The organism is Exiguobacterium sp. s125 (genome assembly GCF_018618605.1).
Lineage (GTDB): Bacteria > Bacillota > Bacilli > Exiguobacteriales > Exiguobacteriaceae > Exiguobacterium_A > Exiguobacterium_A oxidotolerans.
Window position 1 is genome coordinate 509,665 of sequence record NZ_JACSMI010000001.1, and the last position, 19,862, is coordinate 529,526.

The window sequence follows — 19,862 nt, forward strand, 5'->3', positions numbered from 1 at the left end:
TTTTAGCATGCGAAAAATCATAGTAGGTTCACGCAGTTCGAAACTAGCGATGACACAGACGAAATGGGTCATCGAGCAATTGAAACAAGCGGGTGCTCCATATGAATTCGAAATCAAAAACATCATCACTAAAGGGGACCGCATCCTTGATGTGACATTGTCTAAAGTCGGCGGGAAAGGATTATTCGTCAAGGAAATCGAACAACAGATGCTGGATGAAGAAATCGACTTCGCTGTCCATAGCATGAAAGATCTTCCGTCAGAACTTCCGGCAGGTCTTATCATCGGATCAACACCTGCACGTGTCGATGCACGGGATGCGCTCATCACAACAACAGGCGGCGGACTTGCGACCCTGCCTGAAGGTGCTACGGTCGGGACGAGCAGTTTACGCCGCGGCTCACAATTGCTTAAACTTCGTCCGGATTTGAAGATTGAATCGATTCGCGGAAACATTGATACACGTCTCGAAAAGTTGAAGACAGGACCATTCGACGGGATTTTACTTGCGGCAGCTGGTCTGCAACGGATGGGGTGGTCAGATGAAATCGTCTCGGAATACATTTCGACGGACGAGATGATTCCTGCTGTCGGTCAAGGTATCTTGGCAATCGAATGCCGTGAACAAGATCAAGAAATCCGTGATCTTTTAAATTTAATTCATGATCAAATGACTGAAAAAGTGGCCTTTGCCGAGCGGTCATTCTTATCCGCGATCGAAGGAAGCTGTCACGTCCCGGTTGGTGGTTTTGCGACGATCAACGAAGATTTATCGACGACACTCGTCGGTTTCATCGGTTCAGTCGATGGGACACAAATCTTGCTCGAACGCGAAACTTCGCTTGACCCGATGCAACTCGGTCAACTCGTCGCGGATCGGTTACTCGATGCCGGCGGTCGCGAAATTCTTGCATCGTTGCCGGATGACTTATAAACGGCTTGTCCTGACCGGGAGTCGGCCACCGAACTCGCAGCAAGTGCAGCGTTTAGCGGAACGACAGATTGAAGTCATTCACGAACCAAGTATCGAGACGGTACCGGTTGCATTCGAATTGCCGCCGGCACTTGATTGGTTGGTCGTGACGAGCCCGACAGGCGTCGAACGAATCGAGGCCGATTTACCACGATTACAAAAAACGAAAATTGCAGTTGTTGGGACAAAAACAGCGCAAGCCCTCGAACGAGCGGGGCGAACCGCGGACTTCATCCCATCTGCCTTTACGGGTGATGTTCTCGTCGCCGAGTTACAGCATCAACTATTGCCGAACCAACGGATTTGTTTTGCCCGTGGGAATCGGTCGCGCCAAGAACCACTCGAACACTTAAAACAATTCGTCTCAGCTGACGTCCTCGAAGTCGTGACGTATGAAACGAACATCCGACGGATTCCGAGAGAACGTTTGTCTGGCGCAACTTATATCGGATTACAAAGTCCATCGGCCGTCGAAGCACTCGCTTCGTTAGCACTTCAAACGTCTGCGACGTATGTCGCGATTGGACCGGTCACGGAACAAGCAGCGCGAGCAGCAGGACTGTATCCTCTGCGCATCGCGAAGACGTTTACGCTCGACGGATTGATTGACTGTATTTTAGAGGAGGAACTGTTATGAACACATTAGAATTCGCACGTCACCGCCGTTTGCGAAATACGGCTTCACTTCGCTCACTCGTACGAGAAAATCATTTGCATAAATCAGATTTGATTTATCCACTGTTTATCGCAGAAGGAGAAGACATTAAGCGGGAAGTTAGTTCGATGCCTGGTGTGTTCAACCTATCGCTTGATCATCTCGAAGCAGAAATCAACGAAATCGTAAAACTCGGTATCGAGTCGGTGATTTTATTTGGTGTCCCACATGATCATTTAAAAGATGAACAAGGCACAGGGGCATTCCATGATCACGGGATCGTTCAAGAAGCAACGCGTCTCGTCAAGAAACTCGCACCGCAATTGACGGTCATCGCGGATACATGTCTCTGTGAATATACATCGACAGGACATTGCGGCATCGTCGCGGACGGTACAGTCGATAATGACGCCTCACTCCCACTGCACGTTCAAACGGCCGTCTCACAAGCGCGTGCCGGTGCAGACATTATTGCACCATCATCGATGATGGACGGTTTTGTCGCTGCAATCCGTCAAGGGCTTGATGAGAATGGGTTCAGCCATATTCCGGTCATGAGTTATGGCGTTAAGTACGCTTCTGCCTATTATGGGCCATTCCGTGACGCAGCCAATTCAGCACCGGGTGAAGGTGATCGTAAAGGATATCAAATGGATCCGGCGAACCGCCGTGAAGCATTCCGGGAAGCAACGTCTGACGTAGAACAAGGGGCAGACTTCATGATTGTCAAACCAGCGCTTGCCTTCATGGACATCATTCGGGACGTGCGCGAGCGGATTGATTTACCAATCGTCGCCTACAACGTCTCAGGGGAATATGCCATGGTCAAAGCAGCGGCACTCAACGGTTGGATTGATGAAGAACGAATCGTCATGGAGACGATGCTTAGCTTTAAACGTGCTGGAGCGGATTTAATCATCACGTATTTCGCGAAAGACATCTGTCGTTACTTGGAGGGATCGAAATGAGCTTAACCAATCAGAACTCAAAATCAAAAGCTGCCTTTGAGCGGGCATTACCACTCATGCCTGGTGGCGTGAACAGTCCAGTCCGTGCCTATAAATCAGTTGGTATGACACCAATCTTTGCCGAACGGGCAAGTGGTTCAAAATTATACGATATCGATGGGAAAGAATACATCGATTACGTTTTATCATGGGGACCGATGATTTTAGGTCACGCCGATCCGATCGTCACGGCGGCGATTCAAGAACAGGCAACACGCGGTTGGAGTTACGGGACACCAACTGAAATCGAGTCAGCGATGGCAGAACTCGTCATCAGTCGTGTCCCGTCCGTCGAGGTCGTCCGGATGGTCAACTCGGGGACGGAAGCAACGATGGCGGCATTACGTCTCGCGCGTGGGTTTACAGGCAAAACGAAAATCCTGAAATTTGAAGGATGTTACCACGGACACGGCGATTCGTTGTTGATTAAAGCCGGTTCAGGCGTCGCGACGCTCGGTCTTCCCGATTCACCGGGAGTTCCAGCACAAATCGCCAGCATGACGTTGACGGTTCCGTATAACGACATGGACGCTGTCCGGACTGCCTTTGAAAAACATGGTGACGATATCGCAGGTGTCATCGTTGAACCGGCAGCAGGGAACATGGGCTTCGTCCCGCCGGCAGCCGGATTCCTCGAAGGGCTTCGTGAAATCACGGAAGCACACGGTACGTTATTAATTTTCGACGAAGTCATGACGGGTTTCCGTGTCGGTTTCAACTGTGCCCAAGGATACTTCGGTGTCACGCCAGACATCACATGTCTCGGTAAAGTCATCGGTGGTGGTATGCCCGTCGGTGCCTACGGTGGACGCCGTGACATCATGGAGCAAATCGCGCCGCAAGGTCCAATCTATCAGGCAGGTACCCTGTCGGGGAATCCGCTTGCGATGGCAGCGGGGCTTGCGACCTTAACGCAATTAAAACCGGAGCACTATGAAGAATTTGACCAAAAAGCAAATCGTCTAGCAGAAGGCTATTTACAGGCTGCTGCGAAATATAACATTCCGTTGACGACGAACCGGGCTGGAGCAATGTTCGGTGTCTTCTTCACTAATCAACCCGTGACGAATTTCGAACAAGCGAAAACATCGAACCTCGAGATGTTCCGTTCGTACTATCAAAAGATGGCGGCGCGCGGAATCTTCCTCCCACCGTCACAATTCGAGGGACTCTTCTTATCGACCGTCCACTCGGATGATGATATCGAACGGACGATTGAAGCCGTCGAACTGACGTTCAAAGAACTCCAGGTCGAATTTAACCGTTAAGGAGTTCTTGACGGGTGATGGACGTCTCGGATAAAATAAGGAAAGAATAATTTGGAAACAGCGTTGACGGGAAGAGTAGTCAGACAACAGACTGTAAGAGAGAACACATCCACCGGCTGAGAGATGTGACAGTGTGTCCTGACGAAGGTCACCCCACGAGCTGGTATCGTAAGCGCGAGCGAGCGATATCCGGATTCCGCACGTTACGCGGGCTAGAGGGCACTCCCGTTTTCGGGGTGAACTAAGGTGGTACCGCGGAAGAGCAACGGCTTCTTTCGTCCTTAGATGAGGACGAGAGTAGCCGTTTTTATTATGGATAAAAGGAGCGATTTAGATGCAGGAATTATCAATGCCGACGAAATATGATCCGCAGGCGACGGAAGAAAAATGGTACGATTTTTGGTTGGAAGGGGAATATTTCAAAGCCGATCAAGATCCGGAGAAAGCACCGTACACGATCGTCATCCCCCCACCGAACGTGACAGGGAAACTACACCTCGGTCATGCTTGGGATACGACACTGCAAGACATGCTGACACGAATGAAACGGATGCAAGGGTTCGACGTCCTGTATTTGCCGGGAATGGACCACGCGGGAATCGCGACGCAAGCGAAAGTCGAACAAAAATTGCGGGCAGAAGGACAATCGCGCTTAGAAATGGGACGTGAGAAGTTCCTCGAACAATCATGGGCATGGAAAGAAGAATATGCGTCGACGATTCGTGCGCAATGGGCGAAACTCGGACTTGGTCTGGATTACTCACGCGAGCGCTTTACGCTCGATGAAGGGTTATCTGAAGCGGTCCAGGAAGTATTCGTTAAGCTGTATGAAAAAGGCTTGATTTACCGTGGCGAATACATCGTCAACTGGGACCCGGCGACGAAAACAGCGATTTCCGATATCGAAGTCATTTATAAAGATATCGAAGGTGCGTTCTACCACCTCAGCTATCCGTTGACGGACGGAACAGGTCACGTTGAACTCGCGACGACGCGCCCGGAGACGATGCTTGGGGATACGGCAATCGCCGTCAATCCGAAAGATGAGCGTTACGCTCACCTCGTCGGTAAAACGATCACGCTCCCGATCGTCGAACGAGAAATTCCGATCGTCGCTGACGAATATGTCGATATGGAATTCGGAACAGGTGTCGTTAAAATCACGCCTGCCCATGACCCGAATGACTTTGAAGTGGGGAACCGTCATGACTTACCACGTGTCCTCGTCATGAACGAAGACGGAACGATGAACGAAAACGCCGGTAAATACGAGGGTATGGATCGCTTCGAGTGCCGCAAACAAATTGTCGAAGATTTGAAAGCCTCGGGCGTCTTGATTAAAGTCGAGCCGCACCTGCACTCGGTTGGTCACTCGGAACGGTCGGATGCAGTCGTTGAACCGTACTTGTCGCTGCAATGGTTCGTCAAGATGGAGCCACTCGCTGAAAAAGCACTTGCTGAACAACAGGGCGAGGATAAAATCAACTTCGTCCCACAACGGTTCGAAAACACCTACGTCCGCTGGATGGAGAATATCCGTGACTGGTGTGTCAGCCGTCAACTCTGGTGGGGACACCGTATTCCAGCCTGGTATCATAAAGAAACAGGTGAAGTGTTCGTTGGGAAAGAAGCACCTGCCGACATCGAAAACTGGGAGCAGGACAACGATGTCCTCGATACGTGGTTCTCGTCAGCGCTCTGGCCGTTCTCGACGATGGGTTGGCCGAATACGGATGCTGCGGACTACCAAAAATACTTCCCGACGTCGACACTCGTTACGGGGTACGACATCATCGCCTTCTGGGTATCGCGGATGATTTTCCAATCGTATGAATTCACAGGCGAACGTCCATTCAACGATGTGTTGATTCACGGTCTGATTCGTGACTCGGACGGACGGAAGATGTCGAAATCACTCGGGAACGGAATCGATCCAATGGACGTCATCGAAAAATATGGTGCCGATTCACTCCGTTGGTTCTTAACGACAGGTTCGACGCCAGGAAACGACCTACGTTTCTATTGGGAAAAAATCGAAGCGACATGGAACTTCTCGAATAAATTGTGGAACGCAAGCCGTTTCGCACTGATGAACATGGATGGTCTGACGTATGAAGAAATCGATCTGACGGGCGAAAAATCATTAGCCGATCAGTGGATTTTGACACGTCTGAACACGACGATTGCTGATGTGACACGATTATCCGATAAGTATGAGTTCGGTGAAGCCGGTCGAGTCCTCTACCACTTCATCTGGGAAGATTTCTGTAACTGGTACATCGAGATGGCGAAGTTACCGCTGAACGGTGAAGATGAGGCCGCTAAATTGACGACGCGTTCGATTCTTGCGTACACGCTCGACCAAATCATGCGTCTGATGCACCCGTTCATGCCGTTCATCACGGAAGAGATTTGGCAACACTTGCCGCATCAAGGAGAAACGATCACGCGTGCGGCTTGGCCGACACGTAATGAGACACTCGACTTCCCGCAAGCAGTTCCTGCGTTTGAAGCTGTCCAAAATGTTATCCGGTCGGTCCGGAACATTCGTGCCGAAGTGAACGCACCGATGTCAAAACAAATCCAGTTGATGATTTCGACGAGTGACGACCAAGTACAGCATGACTTAGAGACGAACGTCTCGTACTTGAAGAAGTTTACGAATGCTTCCGAATTACTTGTCGAACGCAGCATGGCGGCACCGGAAAAAGCACTCAGTGCCATCGTGACCGGCGCAGAATTGTTCATTCCGTTGGCTGACTTAATCAACATCGAAGAAGAAATCGCCCGCTTGAACAAAGAACTCGTCAAGTATACGAAGGAAGTCGAACGGGTCGAGAAAAAACTCAACAACCCAGGTTTCGTCGGAAAAGCACCGGCACATGTCATCGAAGAAGAACAGGCAAAAGCACAGGATTATAACGAAAAACGTGCGGCAGTCGAAGCGCGGATCAACGAACTATCTCAATAATTTCAACAGTGGCTCAAGTTTCCTTGAGCCACTTTTTTTAAAGGAGCGGGGACAGAGTGGAGACGAGAGAAGACGTATTAGAGTGGTTGTCACGGTTACTGGCATTCGGTATCAAACCGGGACTAAGTCGGATGGAAGCGTTACTAGAAGAACTAAAGATTGATCCGGATGCTGTTCCGACGATCCATGTCGCGGGGACGAACGGGAAAGGGTCGACCGTCGCCTTCTTACGGGAGATGGGAATGGCGGAAGGGTTACACATCGGGACGTTTACATCCCCATACATCATTCAGTTCGAGGAACGGATCATGCTGAACGGAGTGCCGATTGCTGAAGCGGATCTCGTTAAGGCAGCAAATGCAGTGAAGCAAGCGATGACCGAGCTTGAGCCGACGATTGGTACAGTGACGGAATTTGAAGCGTTGACGGCACTTGCTTTCTATCATTTCAATCAAGTTCGGCCAGACTTCGTCATTTACGAGGTCGGACTCGGAGGGCTTTATGACTCGACGAACGTACTGAAGCAACCGATTGCTGCCATCATCACCTCGATTGGTCACGATCATCAAGCGATTCTCGGAGATACGCTCCAAGAGATTGCCCTTCAAAAGTTCGGCATCATCAAACGGGGAACATCGGTCATTGCCGGGAAACTGCAAGAGGAATTGACGGTCCCGTTGATGGCCTATTGTGGCGACCGGGCAGCGACGTTGAAGTGGAGTCAGGAAGCCATCGTCTCGTACCGACTGAATGCGACCGGAACATGGGCGACGTATGAAGGAATTCCCGAAACACGACTTGGACTCGAAGGGCACCATCAAGTCGAAAATGCAGCGAACGCCGTCATCTGTGCAAAGAAACTCGGTTGGTCGAAGACGGCAATTCGTCGTGGTCTCCGAAACGCCAAACATCCGGGACGGTTTGAGACGATTTCGCGCGAGCCGCGCATCATCTTAGACGGGGCTCATAATCCGGAAGGTGTTAAAGCGCTCGTCGACCGTCTAAAACAGGAAACAATGCCAATCGTCATCCTTTGCTCCATCCTGCGGGATAAAGATCGCCTTGCGATGATTAAACAATTTCAGGAAGTGACACCAACGATTATGGAGACGACGTTTGATTTTCCGCGAGCCCGGTCGCTAGAAGAACTGACTGCGGATGGGGCAAATGTCATAGAACTCGATTCGTTTCTCGCTGAATACGAAGGAACAAATCAAACACTCATCGTAACAGGATCTCTTTACTTCATCAGTGTCGTTCGTGAAAAAATACTGCGACAACGTTTTACAAAAAAGGGAAAACGCTAAAAGTCCTTGTATACTAAGGTTGGGGTAATATAGTCCTATATTTTATGATCTTACGACGAGGAGACGATGGAAGATGAAACGGTGGTTACGTCTGTTTTTAGTCAGTGTACTGATCTTTACGAGTTTTAGTTATATACAGGAACCACATACGAAGGCTGCTGCGGCAGATAAGTTGAAAATTCTTGAAATCCGGGATGCATGGTCGACGACGAACCGGATTGATCCAAATACGACAATCACCTCATTGCTCAACGGGCTCGATTCGACCCGCTATGAGATTGAAATGATGACGGTCAAAGAATTGAACGCTTCTCGTTTTCCGTTAGATGGTGCGTTTGATGCTGTTGTCTTTGATCCATCCGTCTTCACAGGAACCGACCGTTATTCAATGACAATCTCGGATACGAAGAAAGCACATAATACGAGTAAGATTGAGAACGACATCACGAAGTTAAAAGGAAATGAAATCGTCAGTGCCTTCGTCAATAAAGGGCTGCCGGTTTTTCTACATCAAGATGTCTTGACACATACGTCAAGCAATTTTAATGCCATCTTTAAAGATCTTAAATCAAATGCATTGATGCGATATACGGATATTCAGACAGTCATGACGAAGTTAAAGACTCAAAAGGTCATCCGTCCGCGGCTAGAAGGTGTTTCCGTCAAACAAAACGGTGTGTCATTAACAGGAATCGATAAAGGGAAGTCAGCTGTTCCGAACGTTCCAATCGACTTCATGTACACGACGACGCTCGAGAACACGAATCAGTTAGCGCAACTGTATATCGACTTTGATAGCAATGACCAATTTGAAGAGTCGGAAAAGGTTGATGAGAAGCCGGCTACCAAAACGGGGGCATTGAGCTATAATTTCGATGCCCCGAGTTACACGGGACCGCGGAACTGGATGATCCGTGTGTCGAGTAGCGACGGACTGACCGACTACAAAACAGGTAGTTTCTTAATGAAGGACCAAGTCGCAGAAGCAAAAATCTTACAGGTGACGCGCAGTGGATCGACGGGTTCAATCAATGGCTTCATGAACACCGGTACGTTATTGAAAGAAACCGGGTACTATGATTTTAACGTCGAAGTCATTACGGCAGATACATTTAACAGTACGTACGCATCACGAAACTTAAATACGACGTACGACATGTTAATCTTTGGATTTCAAGATTCGTACGGAGCGGCGTCGCTGAATGATGCGGCCTCGAATGCAATCCTTGATTTCACGAACACCGGGCAAGGACTGATGTTGTCCCACGATACGATTTTCCGTCCAAGTCAGTCAGCGAATCCGGAACTGTTCTGGGAAAAGAAATTTGCCGGACTTGCCGGACAAAAGAACTTCACGAACATGGGGTACGGAGCACAGCGGACGTCAGGGAAGGCGGTCAAACAAAATGACGGTGTCATGACGTCGTATCCGTTTACGTTAGCGGATGAAGTCTCAATCGCAACAACCCATGACCAATACTTTGGTCTTGATTTAGAACAACCCGATTTAATTCCGTGGTACAACATTCGGGAAAATAGTACGGCTGATTCGAATCAGTCAGCCGGACGCACAATCGGCGATGCCCGTAACCATTACTACATGTATACAAAAGGCAATGTGACGTATTCTGGTGCAGGACATACCTCGACGTTCAACCAACAACAGGAAAAAGAACTGTTCTCGAACACGATGTACCGCGCCTTTATCGGGGCGAATCATAAACCGCTCATTAAAAATATCCTGCCAGCCAATCAAGCGAGTTATTTAGACAATGAACCAATCACGGTATCTTATAAGGTTAATGACTATGACTTACGCGATCGGGAATTGAAGACACGAATCTACATCGACAATGAAAAAGTGTATGAAAATAATAAACTAAAAAACAATTCGTTTGTCAGCCAAAGCTTCGATGCTAAGTTGACAGGGAAAACAACCGCGACAATCCGGATCGAAGCAGAGGATCAACGGGGGGCGAAAACGATTGAGACACGTACCGTCCAAATCGTTCAGCCATCCGCTTCATCTCCGTTCACGTTATCACGGTCAATCGATCCGGCAACGATTCCGCAAGGGGAAACAGCAACGATTACGTATACGGTCAAAACAAGCCCGATGCTTCAAAAAGATGCAATCGGTAACAACGGCTACATCATGGGACAATTTTCAGTAACGATGGAAGATATTTTGTTTACAGAAAACTTCCCGAGTAATGTCGAAGTCGTCTCAGCAACAGGTCTTAACGGTGCGAAAATCGTCAATCAAACATTGACGGGGAATGTACCGGACATCGAATATGATGAAGCGATTGAAGGGCTCCACAAAGGATTATGGATTGCAAAGCCGTCGGAACTGACTTTTACCGTAAAAGTACGAGCGAAGGATGCGGCAGGTGTTCATGTCTTCGATGAAAAAGAGAATACAATTGTTTCAACGAAGACCATCTACCGTGATAAAAAAAATGGCGTCGATAAATCGACTTCACTTGCGAACGATGTTCAGTCGTTCCCGAGACTAGGATATGCCTTATCGACCCGCTTTGCGACGGAAGCTAAAATTCCAGCTGTCCGGATGGATATCAACACGCCGTCTTATAAGGTATTGCCAGAAATCAATCCGGCAGGTAGCCAGTACGGCACATTGAGATGGTCGATTGAAGATACGAGCATTGCGAAGATTAACGATCAAGGCATCATCGAACCGAAGAAAATCGGAACGACGGAAATTAAATTGATTGTCCCCGTCGCGAATGGACGTGAGTTAGTCGCGACTTCGAAGTTGACGATTAACGATGTCTTTGGTGGATTGATCGTCCGTGGTGTACCAAGCGAGTTATACGTCGGACAGACGAAAGCGATGACGGGCGAAGCAGCCATGTTGTCCGGGACGGATGCACCGATTAAATGGCTTGTCACGAACAACGATTTAGTCGAGGCTACCGGTCTGACAACAGATGAGTTATCGCTAACAGGAAAAAAACCAGGCACAATGACCGTTCAAGCCGTTGTTCCGGCATCGAGCGGCAGCACGACCTATTTAGCACAGTCGCAAATCTATACGATTGAAGTTAAATTACCGGAACTAGCCGTAACACCGAATAACCTAGAGTTATGGGTCAACACGACGCAAGATGTCACAGCGACCTTTACACCGAGTATTCGATTACCGTTCACCGTTTCGACGTCTAGTCCGGCGATCGAACTCATTCAAACGGCGGCTGGTTACACAGTCAAGGGAATAACGGGGACACCGGCTGGTCCAGTCGACGGCTTATTGAAACTTCGAGATTTTACAGCGACACAAGCCATCACGAAAATCATGGTACGTGAAAATCCAACTGATTTGACGGCGAACGATTTAACACTTTCCATGCAGGATGTTCAAAAGCAGCCTGTCTTGAACTGGTTACCCGTGACGGCGACAGAGCGTTTTTATCGGTTGGAAGTGCTTCAGGGAAAAGAGTATGTGAAGATTGATTCATCGGCACAAGCCTTAAAACCGATTCGCCCAGGTGTCGCACGTGTCAAAGTGACGGCATTAAAAGCAGATCAATCGGTCCTTGAAGTCATCAAAACCGGTGCGACGGAGAAACAACCGTTGACGGCGACCTTTAAAGTGACGATTTCTTCTGAAGGTTCGAGCACTTCACCAGATACGGATGTCTATTAAGTGACGGGGGAAATGACGTGAAGAAAAAGCAAATCATTAGCGTCGTTCTCCTGTTTCTAATCGGAATTGGAGCAGCGACCTACTTGTTGATCGAACAGCGAAACCAGCAAGCGTTTGAAAAGAGTATCGATACGTCAGATGTTAACGCATTTGCGTCAGCAGTCGAACACGTTTCTTTATCGACAAAAGACCGGAATCAGTACATTCAGCAGTTCCAAGAAGCACTCGACTATGACAAAGCACTCGTTTTGTTGGACGACACGAGTGTTAAAAATCAAGTTAACTGGTTTTATGTCGCCCGGTTCGGACCAGCTTCTGTAGTCAAGAAATGGCTTGCTACGGGGGCTTCCGTCGAGCAAACGAATGAGCAACAACAGACAGTCTTGCATGTTGCGACGAGCGTGAACCAACCTGCGGATGCTTATGCTTTACTGATTAAAGAAGCTACACGAAAAAATATCAATGCGCTCGATAAAGCCGGAAATTCGCCTCTCTACTATGCGACGGTCGATCAAAATGAGACTGTGATTAAGCAGTTACTGGCAGCAGGAGCAAATCCGAACGTCGGAAAGCATCAGCCGATTTATGAAGCAGTCAAACAAGACCGACAGGATATTTATCAGTTGTTGGTAAAACAAGGTGCAGAAGTCAAGAAGACCAAAGTCAAAAAGTTGGCACGAGCGTATGGTGCGACAACATTTCAATGAAAAAACCCCTCGACATCCATCAATGTCGAGGGGTTTTTAGCGTCAAGGAGTTGTTCGTTTCGGAGTCTCGACATACATTTTGACAGCCCGACTGAGTGGAAGCATCGACGTCGGATTTTTCAGGACACTCGCATCATATTTCAGGCGGAGACGAGATTGTACCGCGTCAGCAGATTTTTTCGTGTTCATCAAAGTGGTCAACGCGGTGACGTCTGCCGGGTAGTTCGCTTCCGGTAAGTCCAGCGTCCCGCGATACGCATTAACCTCAAGCTGTCCTTTTGTGAAGATACCGCCTTGTAAGTTCATCGTCGACCCGACTGAATAAATGCGATTCAAGGTAGGCGAATCACTGTAAAGAAAGGCATTCATGTCCGGTGCGGTTGTTTTAGGTGCGGAAAACTTATTGACACGATTGATCGTTAACGTTCCTTTGCTGAGTAAAATCAGAGTGTTTTGATTCGTTGAACTCGTGATGCCTTGAATGTTGGCATCATCTAACCGGCTTGAACCGGTCGAGAAGATGGTTGTCGCAAAACTGACGTTACCCCGAATCAATAAATCACCGAGGACGACGATTGGACGTTTAATCTCAAGCGGTTGCGTAATCGGATTGAGTGAAGAAATCGTCAAGTTGCCGTCGATGATTAACGGTTCGAGCGATTCTTTAACGATATCATCGGTAATCGTCACTGTATTTTGCTCAGTCGGAGCTGGGATGATGATTTGTTTCTTCGTACTCAATTCATTCAAGAATGGTCCTGTCAGCACCGATTTTTCAATTGATTGACTCTTTAAGTAGGTCGGAACGGAGGCGAGTGGTGTGTTACTTGGAATCGTTAAGAAATCATTCAGGGCAAATTCAAAATCGAACGGAACGAGCGTATCTTTCGTTGAAACAAGATCCGTTTTGGTGGTCGGATCAAAGACGGTCGCATCACATGGTAAAAAGTCTGTACATGTTAGAAGCGGTTGAGTTTGCGGCTGGAAAACACGAACTTGTCCATCAATGTATGGATGGGCCAGCTTATCTGTATAGTGGCCTATCTGACCGTTATAGATGAAGTTTGGCGTCGCAGAAACTTTGAGTGCTTCCCGCGAGAAGACGTTCCCTTCGATTCGTGGTGCTCCATTTAAGATGACTTGATTGTCGGACCCGAGCGTATAGTATAGAAAACTAGGAATCGCTGATAAATAGACCCGTTGAGTATAGGTCTTTTTGACCGTCGGTTGATCACCTTTCGTCTCTTCGACGTGAGCGGTCAAATCGAACGCTTTAACACGGACGTTCGAGGCGGCTTCATTTAACTGAACTTCAACAAGAGGAGCCGACGTCTTCAAGGGGAGTATGATTTTATTCGGGATATCTGCAAATAGCTCTTTTGAGGAACTGGTTGGATTCTCTTGACTGGTTTTTGCGACGAGTTGTTGGAGTGCTGCGATCGCTTGATCAAGCTCGTTTCGCGTCGCTGTATCGACTTCGATATTCGTTCCGCGAATTTCCGTCAATCGTGTCGATTGTAGGCTGACACCAATCGTCGCGATTGCTAAGACCGATAGGACGGTCAATGTCACGAGTACGAACAATAGCGTATAACCTTCTTCAGATTTTTTCATGGGTCGTCCTTTCTGAACTAAAATCCAATCGTACTATTCAAGGTCTGTGTTTCTTCATTATCCGTCGACTGAATTCGGAGCGTCATCGTCAAAATGCCATGGACGACGTATCTGCCCGGGTAGTCACCGGTCGTGATGTCGACGTACTCGGGACTTGAAATCGTAAAGGTCTTTTTGATTTCTGTTTGATCATTGATGTTTTCGAGTGCACCTTCGTAGATGAGTATGTTTTCGTCAAGTCGTTGTGTTGCGAATGTATAGGTGATTGGAGTTGATGTGACTTCATTTTGTTGTTCGACATTGGCGTTGAACGGAATGAAGCCGTCCGTTCGCTCGAGTAGACCGGAATCTAGGTTAAGGCTAGGCAATGTCTTTTTATAGAAAGACAGCTCATTCGCTGTTGTGATGCGAATGGCATCGAAGCCGGTGATTTCATTTAAAATGAGTCCGACCGAACTATCGGCTTCGCTTCTGAGCTCACTGATGATTCCCGTCGCCTGAAAACTCTTTGTACCGGAGATGAAGACGGTCAGGATGACTCCGCTGAAAATAGCAGCGATGACGATGGCAACGAGCAGTTCGACGAGGGAAAATCCGTCATTTTGTTGCGGGAAAACTTTGGTTGAGCGTCGCATTCGTAATCGATCCTTTCAATGATGTAATCGGTTCAGCTTGACCGTCGAGATAGACATAGACGTATAAATCGAGGAGGTTCGGGTTTTCGATTCCCTCGATTTTATGCGGGGTAACACTGATTTTTACATCGAATGGCATATTATTTATTTCCGCATCATTGAAGATTGAGTCACAAATAGCCGATACACCACATGACGGCGTGTTCGGCGTCGGTATTGTATAGCTACCATTCTGATATGGGGTGCCTTTCGTCTGTTCAAGAAGTGTATCGAATACGAAGGGGCCGTTCTCCGCTTCGACGGCTTCCCGTTCGATATAAGAAGCGGCATTTTTCGCCAGGTAATTCGCAAACGTCAATTCCGTGCTATCACGAGAAGCGGATAAGGATTGGGAAAAAATGCTGATGAGTGAAACTGAAATGATTGAAAGAATCGTGATACTGACTAATACTTCGATTAATGAAAAGCCTTGTTGCTTGTTTTGCATGGATTCACCTCGTATCTGACTCAATATGAATTATCTATTCAAAAATGAAAAACGGTATGTATTCACACATGATGAAAGTTATTGTCAGGATAGGACTTATGTTTCATCATAATATTCATTATAATGGAAATACTAGACACCTGAAATGGTTATTTCATAAGGAAAGGAAACAGATGATGATAAATCCTAAACGTTTTGCAGTACATACGCTTCTTTTAGTCCTCTTGATTGCCTTAATCTATGTTCCTTCGTTTGCGCTGATTTCGTTTACGGGACAAGCAAGCGTCAGTGAAAAGTTCTCTGAAAGTGCGCGGATTGCCTCTGTTCCGGTTAGTGGTATGACACGGGAAGAAGCAAAACCGAAAGTTCAAAAAGCCATCACGACCTGGTCGAACAAAACGCCATTGACGATTGGGGCGGGAGAAGAACTTGTTCCTGTTCCGACGACGCTCGTGACGTTTAAAGTGGATGAGGCCGTCGAAGCAGCTGCTTTAAAAAAGGGAGGCGACTTGGACATCACGCTTGACGAACCGGGCGTTGAAGCATTCCTCTCGACGCAACCGGTCGTATACACGCCGGAACAAACGACGGCATTTAAAGCATGGCTGACGAACATGGGACAACAACTCGAAGAGGGCAACTATGATCCGGCTGTCTCGACAACATCTCCATCAACGGAAGAAGTCGTTTCCTCGGTGTCCTTTACAACACGTTCAGTCGCCGAAGAACAGATGGTTGAGGCGATGACGCAAGTCGATTTAAAAGCCGGACAGTTGATGAATACGAAGACATACGGAATGGACGGTGTGGCGGCTTCATATATCGGCAGTAAACTATATGAACTCTTCGCAAAAACACCGTTTGAAATCGTCGAGCGGATGCCACACGATCAATTGCCGGATGGAATCACACTCGGCTACGATGTCCGAATTGATGAAAAAACAGATTTTGCCGTACGGAACACACAAGCAGTGAACTACCAGCTTGTCGCAACGAAAAACGGTAGTGACGTGACGCTTGAACTACGGGGAATGCCGTTCAAAGAAACGGTCACAGCAGTGCTTGAAGGTGAAAAATCAATTCCGTACCGGACGATCACCCGCTATTCAGCGACACTATCTGCTGGAACGACAAGTGATACACAGTCCGGATCGGAAGGGACATCGATTGAACTGTACCGTATCATCAAGTCGAACAAAGGCGAAGAGAAAATCCTGGTCGCACTTGATTTTTATGCCGCGACACCGGCAATCGTCACGAAGAGCAGTCAAGCGGAGCAAGCACCGGTCGTCACACCACCTGCTGAAGATCCACAGGACGGGACGACGGATCAAACCGATGCTGAGTCCGATACGACGGATCAAACGGACCCTGAGTCAGATGTGACAAGTCCAGACGAACCGGCAACTCCCGATACACCGACGTCACCGAATACACCAGATGCTCCGACAGAAGGCGATCCAGCTTCTCCCACCGAAAGTGATACAGCGGAACCAGCAGTCGGTTAAAAATCAATAGAAAATGAGGGATTCTATGAACTGGACAGATTTAGCAATTGAGCTCGGAATCATTATTGGTCTGGCGACGATTATTTGTGGCTTGATGTTTGCGGTTCAAATCCCATTCATCGCGACGGCACGTGCGAAAGTCATTCTCTCGGTGATGGCACTTGTACTAGTCTTAGCACTTTACATGCTCGTCAAATTCGATTGGATGGCGAATCCGTTCGTCATTGCGGGATACATCGTCACACTCTTAATCGTTACAGCGATTACGAGTACGATTGACGAAAAACAACAACAGCGACCGACAGTACTTGATGAAGAAGAAACATGGCACGCGGAAGGGTGACGAACTAAATGGCAATGAAACGGAAACGTCTCGGCGAGATGCTGCTTGAAGAAAGTCTCGTCACGGAAAGTCAGATTGAAGAAGCCTTGACGGTCAAACGGGCGACTGAAAAATTAGGGGATGCGCTCTTACGATTAGGGCATTTGACGGAGCAACAACTACTCGAAGCACTCCATCATCAATTGAAGATACCGATCATTCAACTGTATAACTATCCGGTCGACGTGGCTGTCACGAAGCTGATTTCAAAAGACCTTGCTCAGCGCCATACGCTCGTCCCGGTCTACCGGGAAGGCAACCGTTTATTCATTGCGATGGCGGATCCGCTCGATTTGATTGCGATTGATGACCTGCGGCTTCAGACGGGGTTGATGATTGAAGTCGGCATCGCGACACGCGATGAAATCCGACGGACGATTTTAAAGTATTACGATATCGATTCATCACTCCGGGAGTTACTCGAATCCGATGAAATGATGGAGTCTGATGCGACGCGGGATGTCGTGACACGAGAAGATGCGCCAATCATTCGTCTCGTTAATCAAATTCTCGAGAATGGGATTTCGCAACGGGCATCCGACGTCCACATGGATCCGCAGGAAGCCTCCTTATCGATTCGGATTCGGATTGACGGGGAGTTGCGGACGGAAAACAACTACCCGAAACAAATTCAGAACATCTTGACGACCCGGATCAAGGTTATGAGTGAGCTTGACATTACGGAATCACGCTTGCCGCAAGACGGACGGATCAAGTACATCTATAATGGTCTCGCCTACGATTTCCGTGTCTCGACGCTTCCGACGGTCTATGGTGAGAAAGTCGTCATCCGGATTCTCGACAGTTCGAACTCGAATATCTCGATTTCGAAAATCGGATTTAGTGAACGCAATGAATCCCAGTTCCGGGAGATGCTGAAACGACCGAACGGCATCATCTTGATTACTGGACCGACAGGGTCTGGTAAGTCCTCGACATTGTATGCGGCTCTAAACGAATTGAATGATGAGAGCCGTAACATCATTACGGTCGAAGATCCGGTCGAGTACCAAGTCGACGGCATCAATCAAGTTCAAGTGAACAGTAAGATCGGCTTGACGTTCGCGAGTGGGCTACGCTCGATTTTGCGACAAGATCCGAACGTCGTCATGGTCGGAGAGATCCGCGATATTGAAACGGCGGAAATTTCGATTCGGGCCTCATTGACGGGACACCTTGTCCTGTCGACGTTGCACACGAACTCGGCCATCAGTTCGATCACCCGTCTGATTGACATGGGAGTTGAACCATTCCTTGTCGCGGCGTCGGTTACCGGATTGATTGCGCAACGTCTCGTCCGTCGCGTCTGTCGTGATTGCGGGGAAGTCCAACCACTCTCAAAACGCGAACAAGAGTTGTTTGCGCAAGAAGGGATCGAAGCGACGACCGTCATGCGCGGACGCGGCTGTTCATCTTGTAACATGACGGGGTACCGGGGGCGACTCGCGATCCAGGAAGTCGTCATGATCGATGAAGTATTGCGACGGATGATTATGAACCAATCGACGGAAAGCGAAATTACGATGTACGTCAAGTCGCAAGGTCAACGGTTCCTGTTAGCGGATGGACTGACGAAAGTCGCCCAAGGAATTACGACGACGGAAGAAATCTTACGGACGGTGATATCAGAATGAGTACGATGGAACGCGCACAAATCGAAGACATTCTCAGATCGTCAAAAGAAAAAGGGGCTTCTGACGTCCATTTGACGGCAGGATCTCCCCCCGTCTTTCGCGTCAATGGAACATTGATTGCTTACGGGACGGATAAACTCAAACCGGTCATCATCGACGGGTTCGTTCAGTCGCTGATTACCGAGGAAATGTACCTTCAGCTCAAACAGGATCGTGACATCGACTTTTCCTTTGGTGTGACGGGTGTCGCCCGTTACCGCGTCAATTGTTTTTATCAACGTGGTGCACTCTCAATGGCTTTTCGAACGATTCCGACTGAAGTGCCGACACTCGAACAATTGGCGTTACCTCCTGTCCTCAAACGGTTTTTAACGAAACCGCATGGCTTGATTCTCGTCACGGGACCGACCGGGTCAGGGAAGTCGACGACACTCGCTGCGATGATCAACGAAATCAATCAGACGATGTATAAACGCATCATTACGCTCGAGGACCCGATTGAATACTTACATAGTCATCATAAAAGTTTGATTGACCAACGTGAAATCGGCATTGATGCCCCGCGATTCGCGAGTGGCTTACGTTCTGCACTCCGTCAGGATCCGGATGTGATTTTGCTTGGTGAGATGCGGGACTTGGAGACGATTTCGACGGCAGTCACAGCTGCAGAGACGGGACATCTTGTCTTCGCGACCGTCCATACGTCGACCGCTGCCTCGACAGTCAGTCGGATCATCGATGTTTTTCCATCGGAGCAACAGGATCAAATTCGCGCCCAACTGGCAAATGTCCTGGCGGGTGTCGTCTCGCAACGCTTGATGCCCCGGTCCGATGGTACAGGCAGGGTCGCGGCGCTTGAAATCATGGTCGAGACACCAGCCGTCTCAAACTTGATTCGCACAGGTAAGGAATATCAGATTCAATCCGTTTTGCAGACCGGAAAACAGTATGGGATGCAGACGATGCAAATGGCCTTACAAGACTTAGTTAGTCGGGGACTGATCCCAGCATCAGCCGCGACACCTTACATATCGGGGTGAGCAG

At 48.4% G+C, this 19,862-nt stretch carries 15 protein-coding genes; 12 read left to right on the forward strand and 3 right to left on the reverse strand.

Features of this window, described 5'->3' with window-relative positions; translation table 11 throughout:
* The first annotated feature begins 7 nt into the window (after positions 1-7).
* The 8 genes from hemC (at position 8) to KNQ05_RS02480 (ending at position 12,558) form a co-directional block, all read left to right on the forward strand.
* Positions 8-934 carry a hydroxymethylbilane synthase gene (gene hemC / locus KNQ05_RS02445; protein WP_088837553.1) on the forward strand — a complete coding sequence of 309 codons (927 nt, stop codon included), beginning with the start codon at positions 8-10 and terminating at the stop codon, positions 932-934.
* Positions 924-1,610 (forward strand): uroporphyrinogen-III synthase, encoded by a 687-nt coding sequence (locus KNQ05_RS02450; RefSeq protein WP_214802126.1) that lies wholly within the window; start codon positions 924-926, stop codon positions 1,608-1,610. Before hemC ends, KNQ05_RS02450 begins: the two co-directional genes overlap by 11 nt.
* A complete protein-coding gene (gene hemB, locus KNQ05_RS02455) occupies positions 1,607-2,596 on the forward strand; it encodes a porphobilinogen synthase (RefSeq protein WP_214804380.1) in 990 nt (329 codons plus the stop codon). The genes KNQ05_RS02450 and hemB overlap by 4 nt, the downstream gene beginning before the upstream one ends.
* The gene (gene hemL / locus KNQ05_RS02460; protein ID WP_088837552.1) at positions 2,593-3,903 is read left to right on the forward strand and encodes a glutamate-1-semialdehyde 2,1-aminomutase; all 1,311 of its coding nucleotides are present in this window, start codon (positions 2,593-2,595) and stop codon (positions 3,901-3,903) included. The genes hemB and hemL overlap by 4 nt, the downstream gene beginning before the upstream one ends.
* 334 nt (positions 3,904-4,237) lie before the next feature.
* On the forward strand, positions 4,238-6,874 hold the full coding sequence (locus KNQ05_RS02465) for a valine--tRNA ligase (protein ID WP_214804387.1): 2,637 nt from the start codon (positions 4,238-4,240) through the stop codon (positions 6,872-6,874).
* Between the two features lie 56 nt (positions 6,875-6,930).
* Complete coding sequence (locus KNQ05_RS02470) at positions 6,931-8,181, forward strand: bifunctional folylpolyglutamate synthase/dihydrofolate synthase (RefSeq protein WP_088837550.1); 1,251 nt, start codon at positions 6,931-6,933, stop codon at positions 8,179-8,181.
* Positions 8,182-8,254: 73 nt separating this feature from the next.
* On the forward strand, positions 8,255-11,851 hold the full coding sequence (locus KNQ05_RS02475; RefSeq protein ID WP_214768690.1) for a DUF5057 domain-containing protein: 3,597 nt from the start codon (positions 8,255-8,257) through the stop codon (positions 11,849-11,851).
* Positions 11,852-11,868: 17 nt separating this feature from the next.
* A complete protein-coding gene (locus tag KNQ05_RS02480) occupies positions 11,869-12,558 on the forward strand; it encodes an ankyrin repeat domain-containing protein (protein WP_214766497.1) in 690 nt (229 codons plus the stop codon).
* Positions 12,559-12,600: 42 nt separating this feature from the next.
* On the opposite strand, the gene KNQ05_RS02485 is transcribed toward KNQ05_RS02480, so the two are convergent.
* Genes KNQ05_RS02485 through KNQ05_RS02495 form a run of 3 tightly spaced genes read right to left on the reverse strand, consistent with a single transcriptional unit; the run spans position 12,601 to position 15,294 of the window.
* Positions 12,601-14,172 (reverse strand): type II secretion system protein, encoded by a 1,572-nt coding sequence (locus tag KNQ05_RS02485; RefSeq protein WP_214766495.1) that lies wholly within the window; start codon positions 14,170-14,172, stop codon positions 12,601-12,603.
* Between the two features lie 17 nt (positions 14,173-14,189).
* Entirely contained in the window at positions 14,190-14,807 is a 618-nt protein-coding gene (locus KNQ05_RS02490) for a PilW family protein (RefSeq protein WP_088837546.1), read from the reverse strand.
* Entirely contained in the window at positions 14,770-15,294 is a 525-nt protein-coding gene (locus tag KNQ05_RS02495; protein ID WP_088837545.1) for a type IV pilus modification PilV family protein, read from the reverse strand. Before KNQ05_RS02495 ends, KNQ05_RS02490 begins: the two co-directional genes overlap by 38 nt.
* Positions 15,295-15,467: 173 nt before the next feature.
* Here KNQ05_RS02495 and KNQ05_RS02500 point away from each other — a divergent pair, with 173 nt between their 5' ends.
* From KNQ05_RS02500 to KNQ05_RS02515, 4 genes are read left to right on the forward strand one after another with little or no spacing between them, the layout of a single operon-like run.
* Positions 15,468-16,802 (forward strand): VanW family protein, encoded by a 1,335-nt coding sequence (locus tag KNQ05_RS02500; RefSeq protein ID WP_251132002.1) that lies wholly within the window; start codon positions 15,468-15,470, stop codon positions 16,800-16,802.
* A 25-nt stretch (positions 16,803-16,827) separates the two neighbouring features.
* Entirely contained in the window at positions 16,828-17,145 is a 318-nt protein-coding gene (locus tag KNQ05_RS02505; RefSeq protein WP_214766493.1) for a hypothetical protein, read from the forward strand.
* Positions 17,146-17,153: 8 nt separating this feature from the next.
* On the forward strand, positions 17,154-18,818 hold the full coding sequence (locus KNQ05_RS02510) for a GspE/PulE family protein (protein ID WP_214766491.1): 1,665 nt from the start codon (positions 17,154-17,156) through the stop codon (positions 18,816-18,818).
* On the forward strand, positions 18,815-19,858 hold the full coding sequence (locus KNQ05_RS02515; RefSeq protein WP_088837542.1) for a type IV pilus twitching motility protein PilT: 1,044 nt from the start codon (positions 18,815-18,817) through the stop codon (positions 19,856-19,858). Before KNQ05_RS02510 ends, KNQ05_RS02515 begins: the two co-directional genes overlap by 4 nt.
* Positions 19,859-19,862: the final 4 nt, after the last annotated feature.

Excerpts from the sequence above, each read along its gene's own strand:
- KNQ05_RS02475 (WP_214768690.1), top strand. The coding sequence starts at position 8,255 with ATGAAACGGTGGTTACGTCTGTTTTTAGTCAGTGTACTGATCTTTACG.
- hemL (WP_088837552.1), top strand. The coding sequence starts at position 2,593 with ATGAGCTTAACCAATCAGAACTCAAAATCAAAAGCTGCCTTTGAGCGG.
- KNQ05_RS02465 (WP_214804387.1), top strand. The coding sequence starts at position 4,238 with ATGCAGGAATTATCAATGCCGACGAAATATGATCCGCAGGCGACGGAA.
- KNQ05_RS02490 (WP_088837546.1), bottom strand. The coding sequence starts at position 14,807 with ATGCGACGCTCAACCAAAGTTTTCCCGCAACAAAATGACGGATTTTCC.
- KNQ05_RS02485 (WP_214766495.1), bottom strand. The coding sequence starts at position 14,172 with ATGAAAAAATCTGAAGAAGGTTATACGCTATTGTTCGTACTCGTGACA.
- KNQ05_RS02515 (WP_088837542.1), top strand. The coding sequence starts at position 18,815 with ATGAGTACGATGGAACGCGCACAAATCGAAGACATTCTCAGATCGTCA.
- KNQ05_RS02510 (WP_214766491.1), top strand. The coding sequence starts at position 17,154 with ATGGCAATGAAACGGAAACGTCTCGGCGAGATGCTGCTTGAAGAAAGT.
- KNQ05_RS02505 (WP_214766493.1), top strand. The coding sequence starts at position 16,828 with ATGAACTGGACAGATTTAGCAATTGAGCTCGGAATCATTATTGGTCTG.
- KNQ05_RS02500 (WP_251132002.1), top strand. The coding sequence starts at position 15,468 with ATGATGATAAATCCTAAACGTTTTGCAGTACATACGCTTCTTTTAGTC.
- KNQ05_RS02450 (WP_214802126.1), top strand. The coding sequence starts at position 924 with ATGACTTATAAACGGCTTGTCCTGACCGGGAGTCGGCCACCGAACTCG.
- hemB (WP_214804380.1), top strand. The coding sequence starts at position 1,607 with ATGAACACATTAGAATTCGCACGTCACCGCCGTTTGCGAAATACGGCT.
- KNQ05_RS02495 (WP_088837545.1), bottom strand. The coding sequence starts at position 15,294 with ATGCAAAACAAGCAACAAGGCTTTTCATTAATCGAAGTATTAGTCAGT.
- hemC (WP_088837553.1), top strand. The coding sequence starts at position 8 with ATGCGAAAAATCATAGTAGGTTCACGCAGTTCGAAACTAGCGATGACA.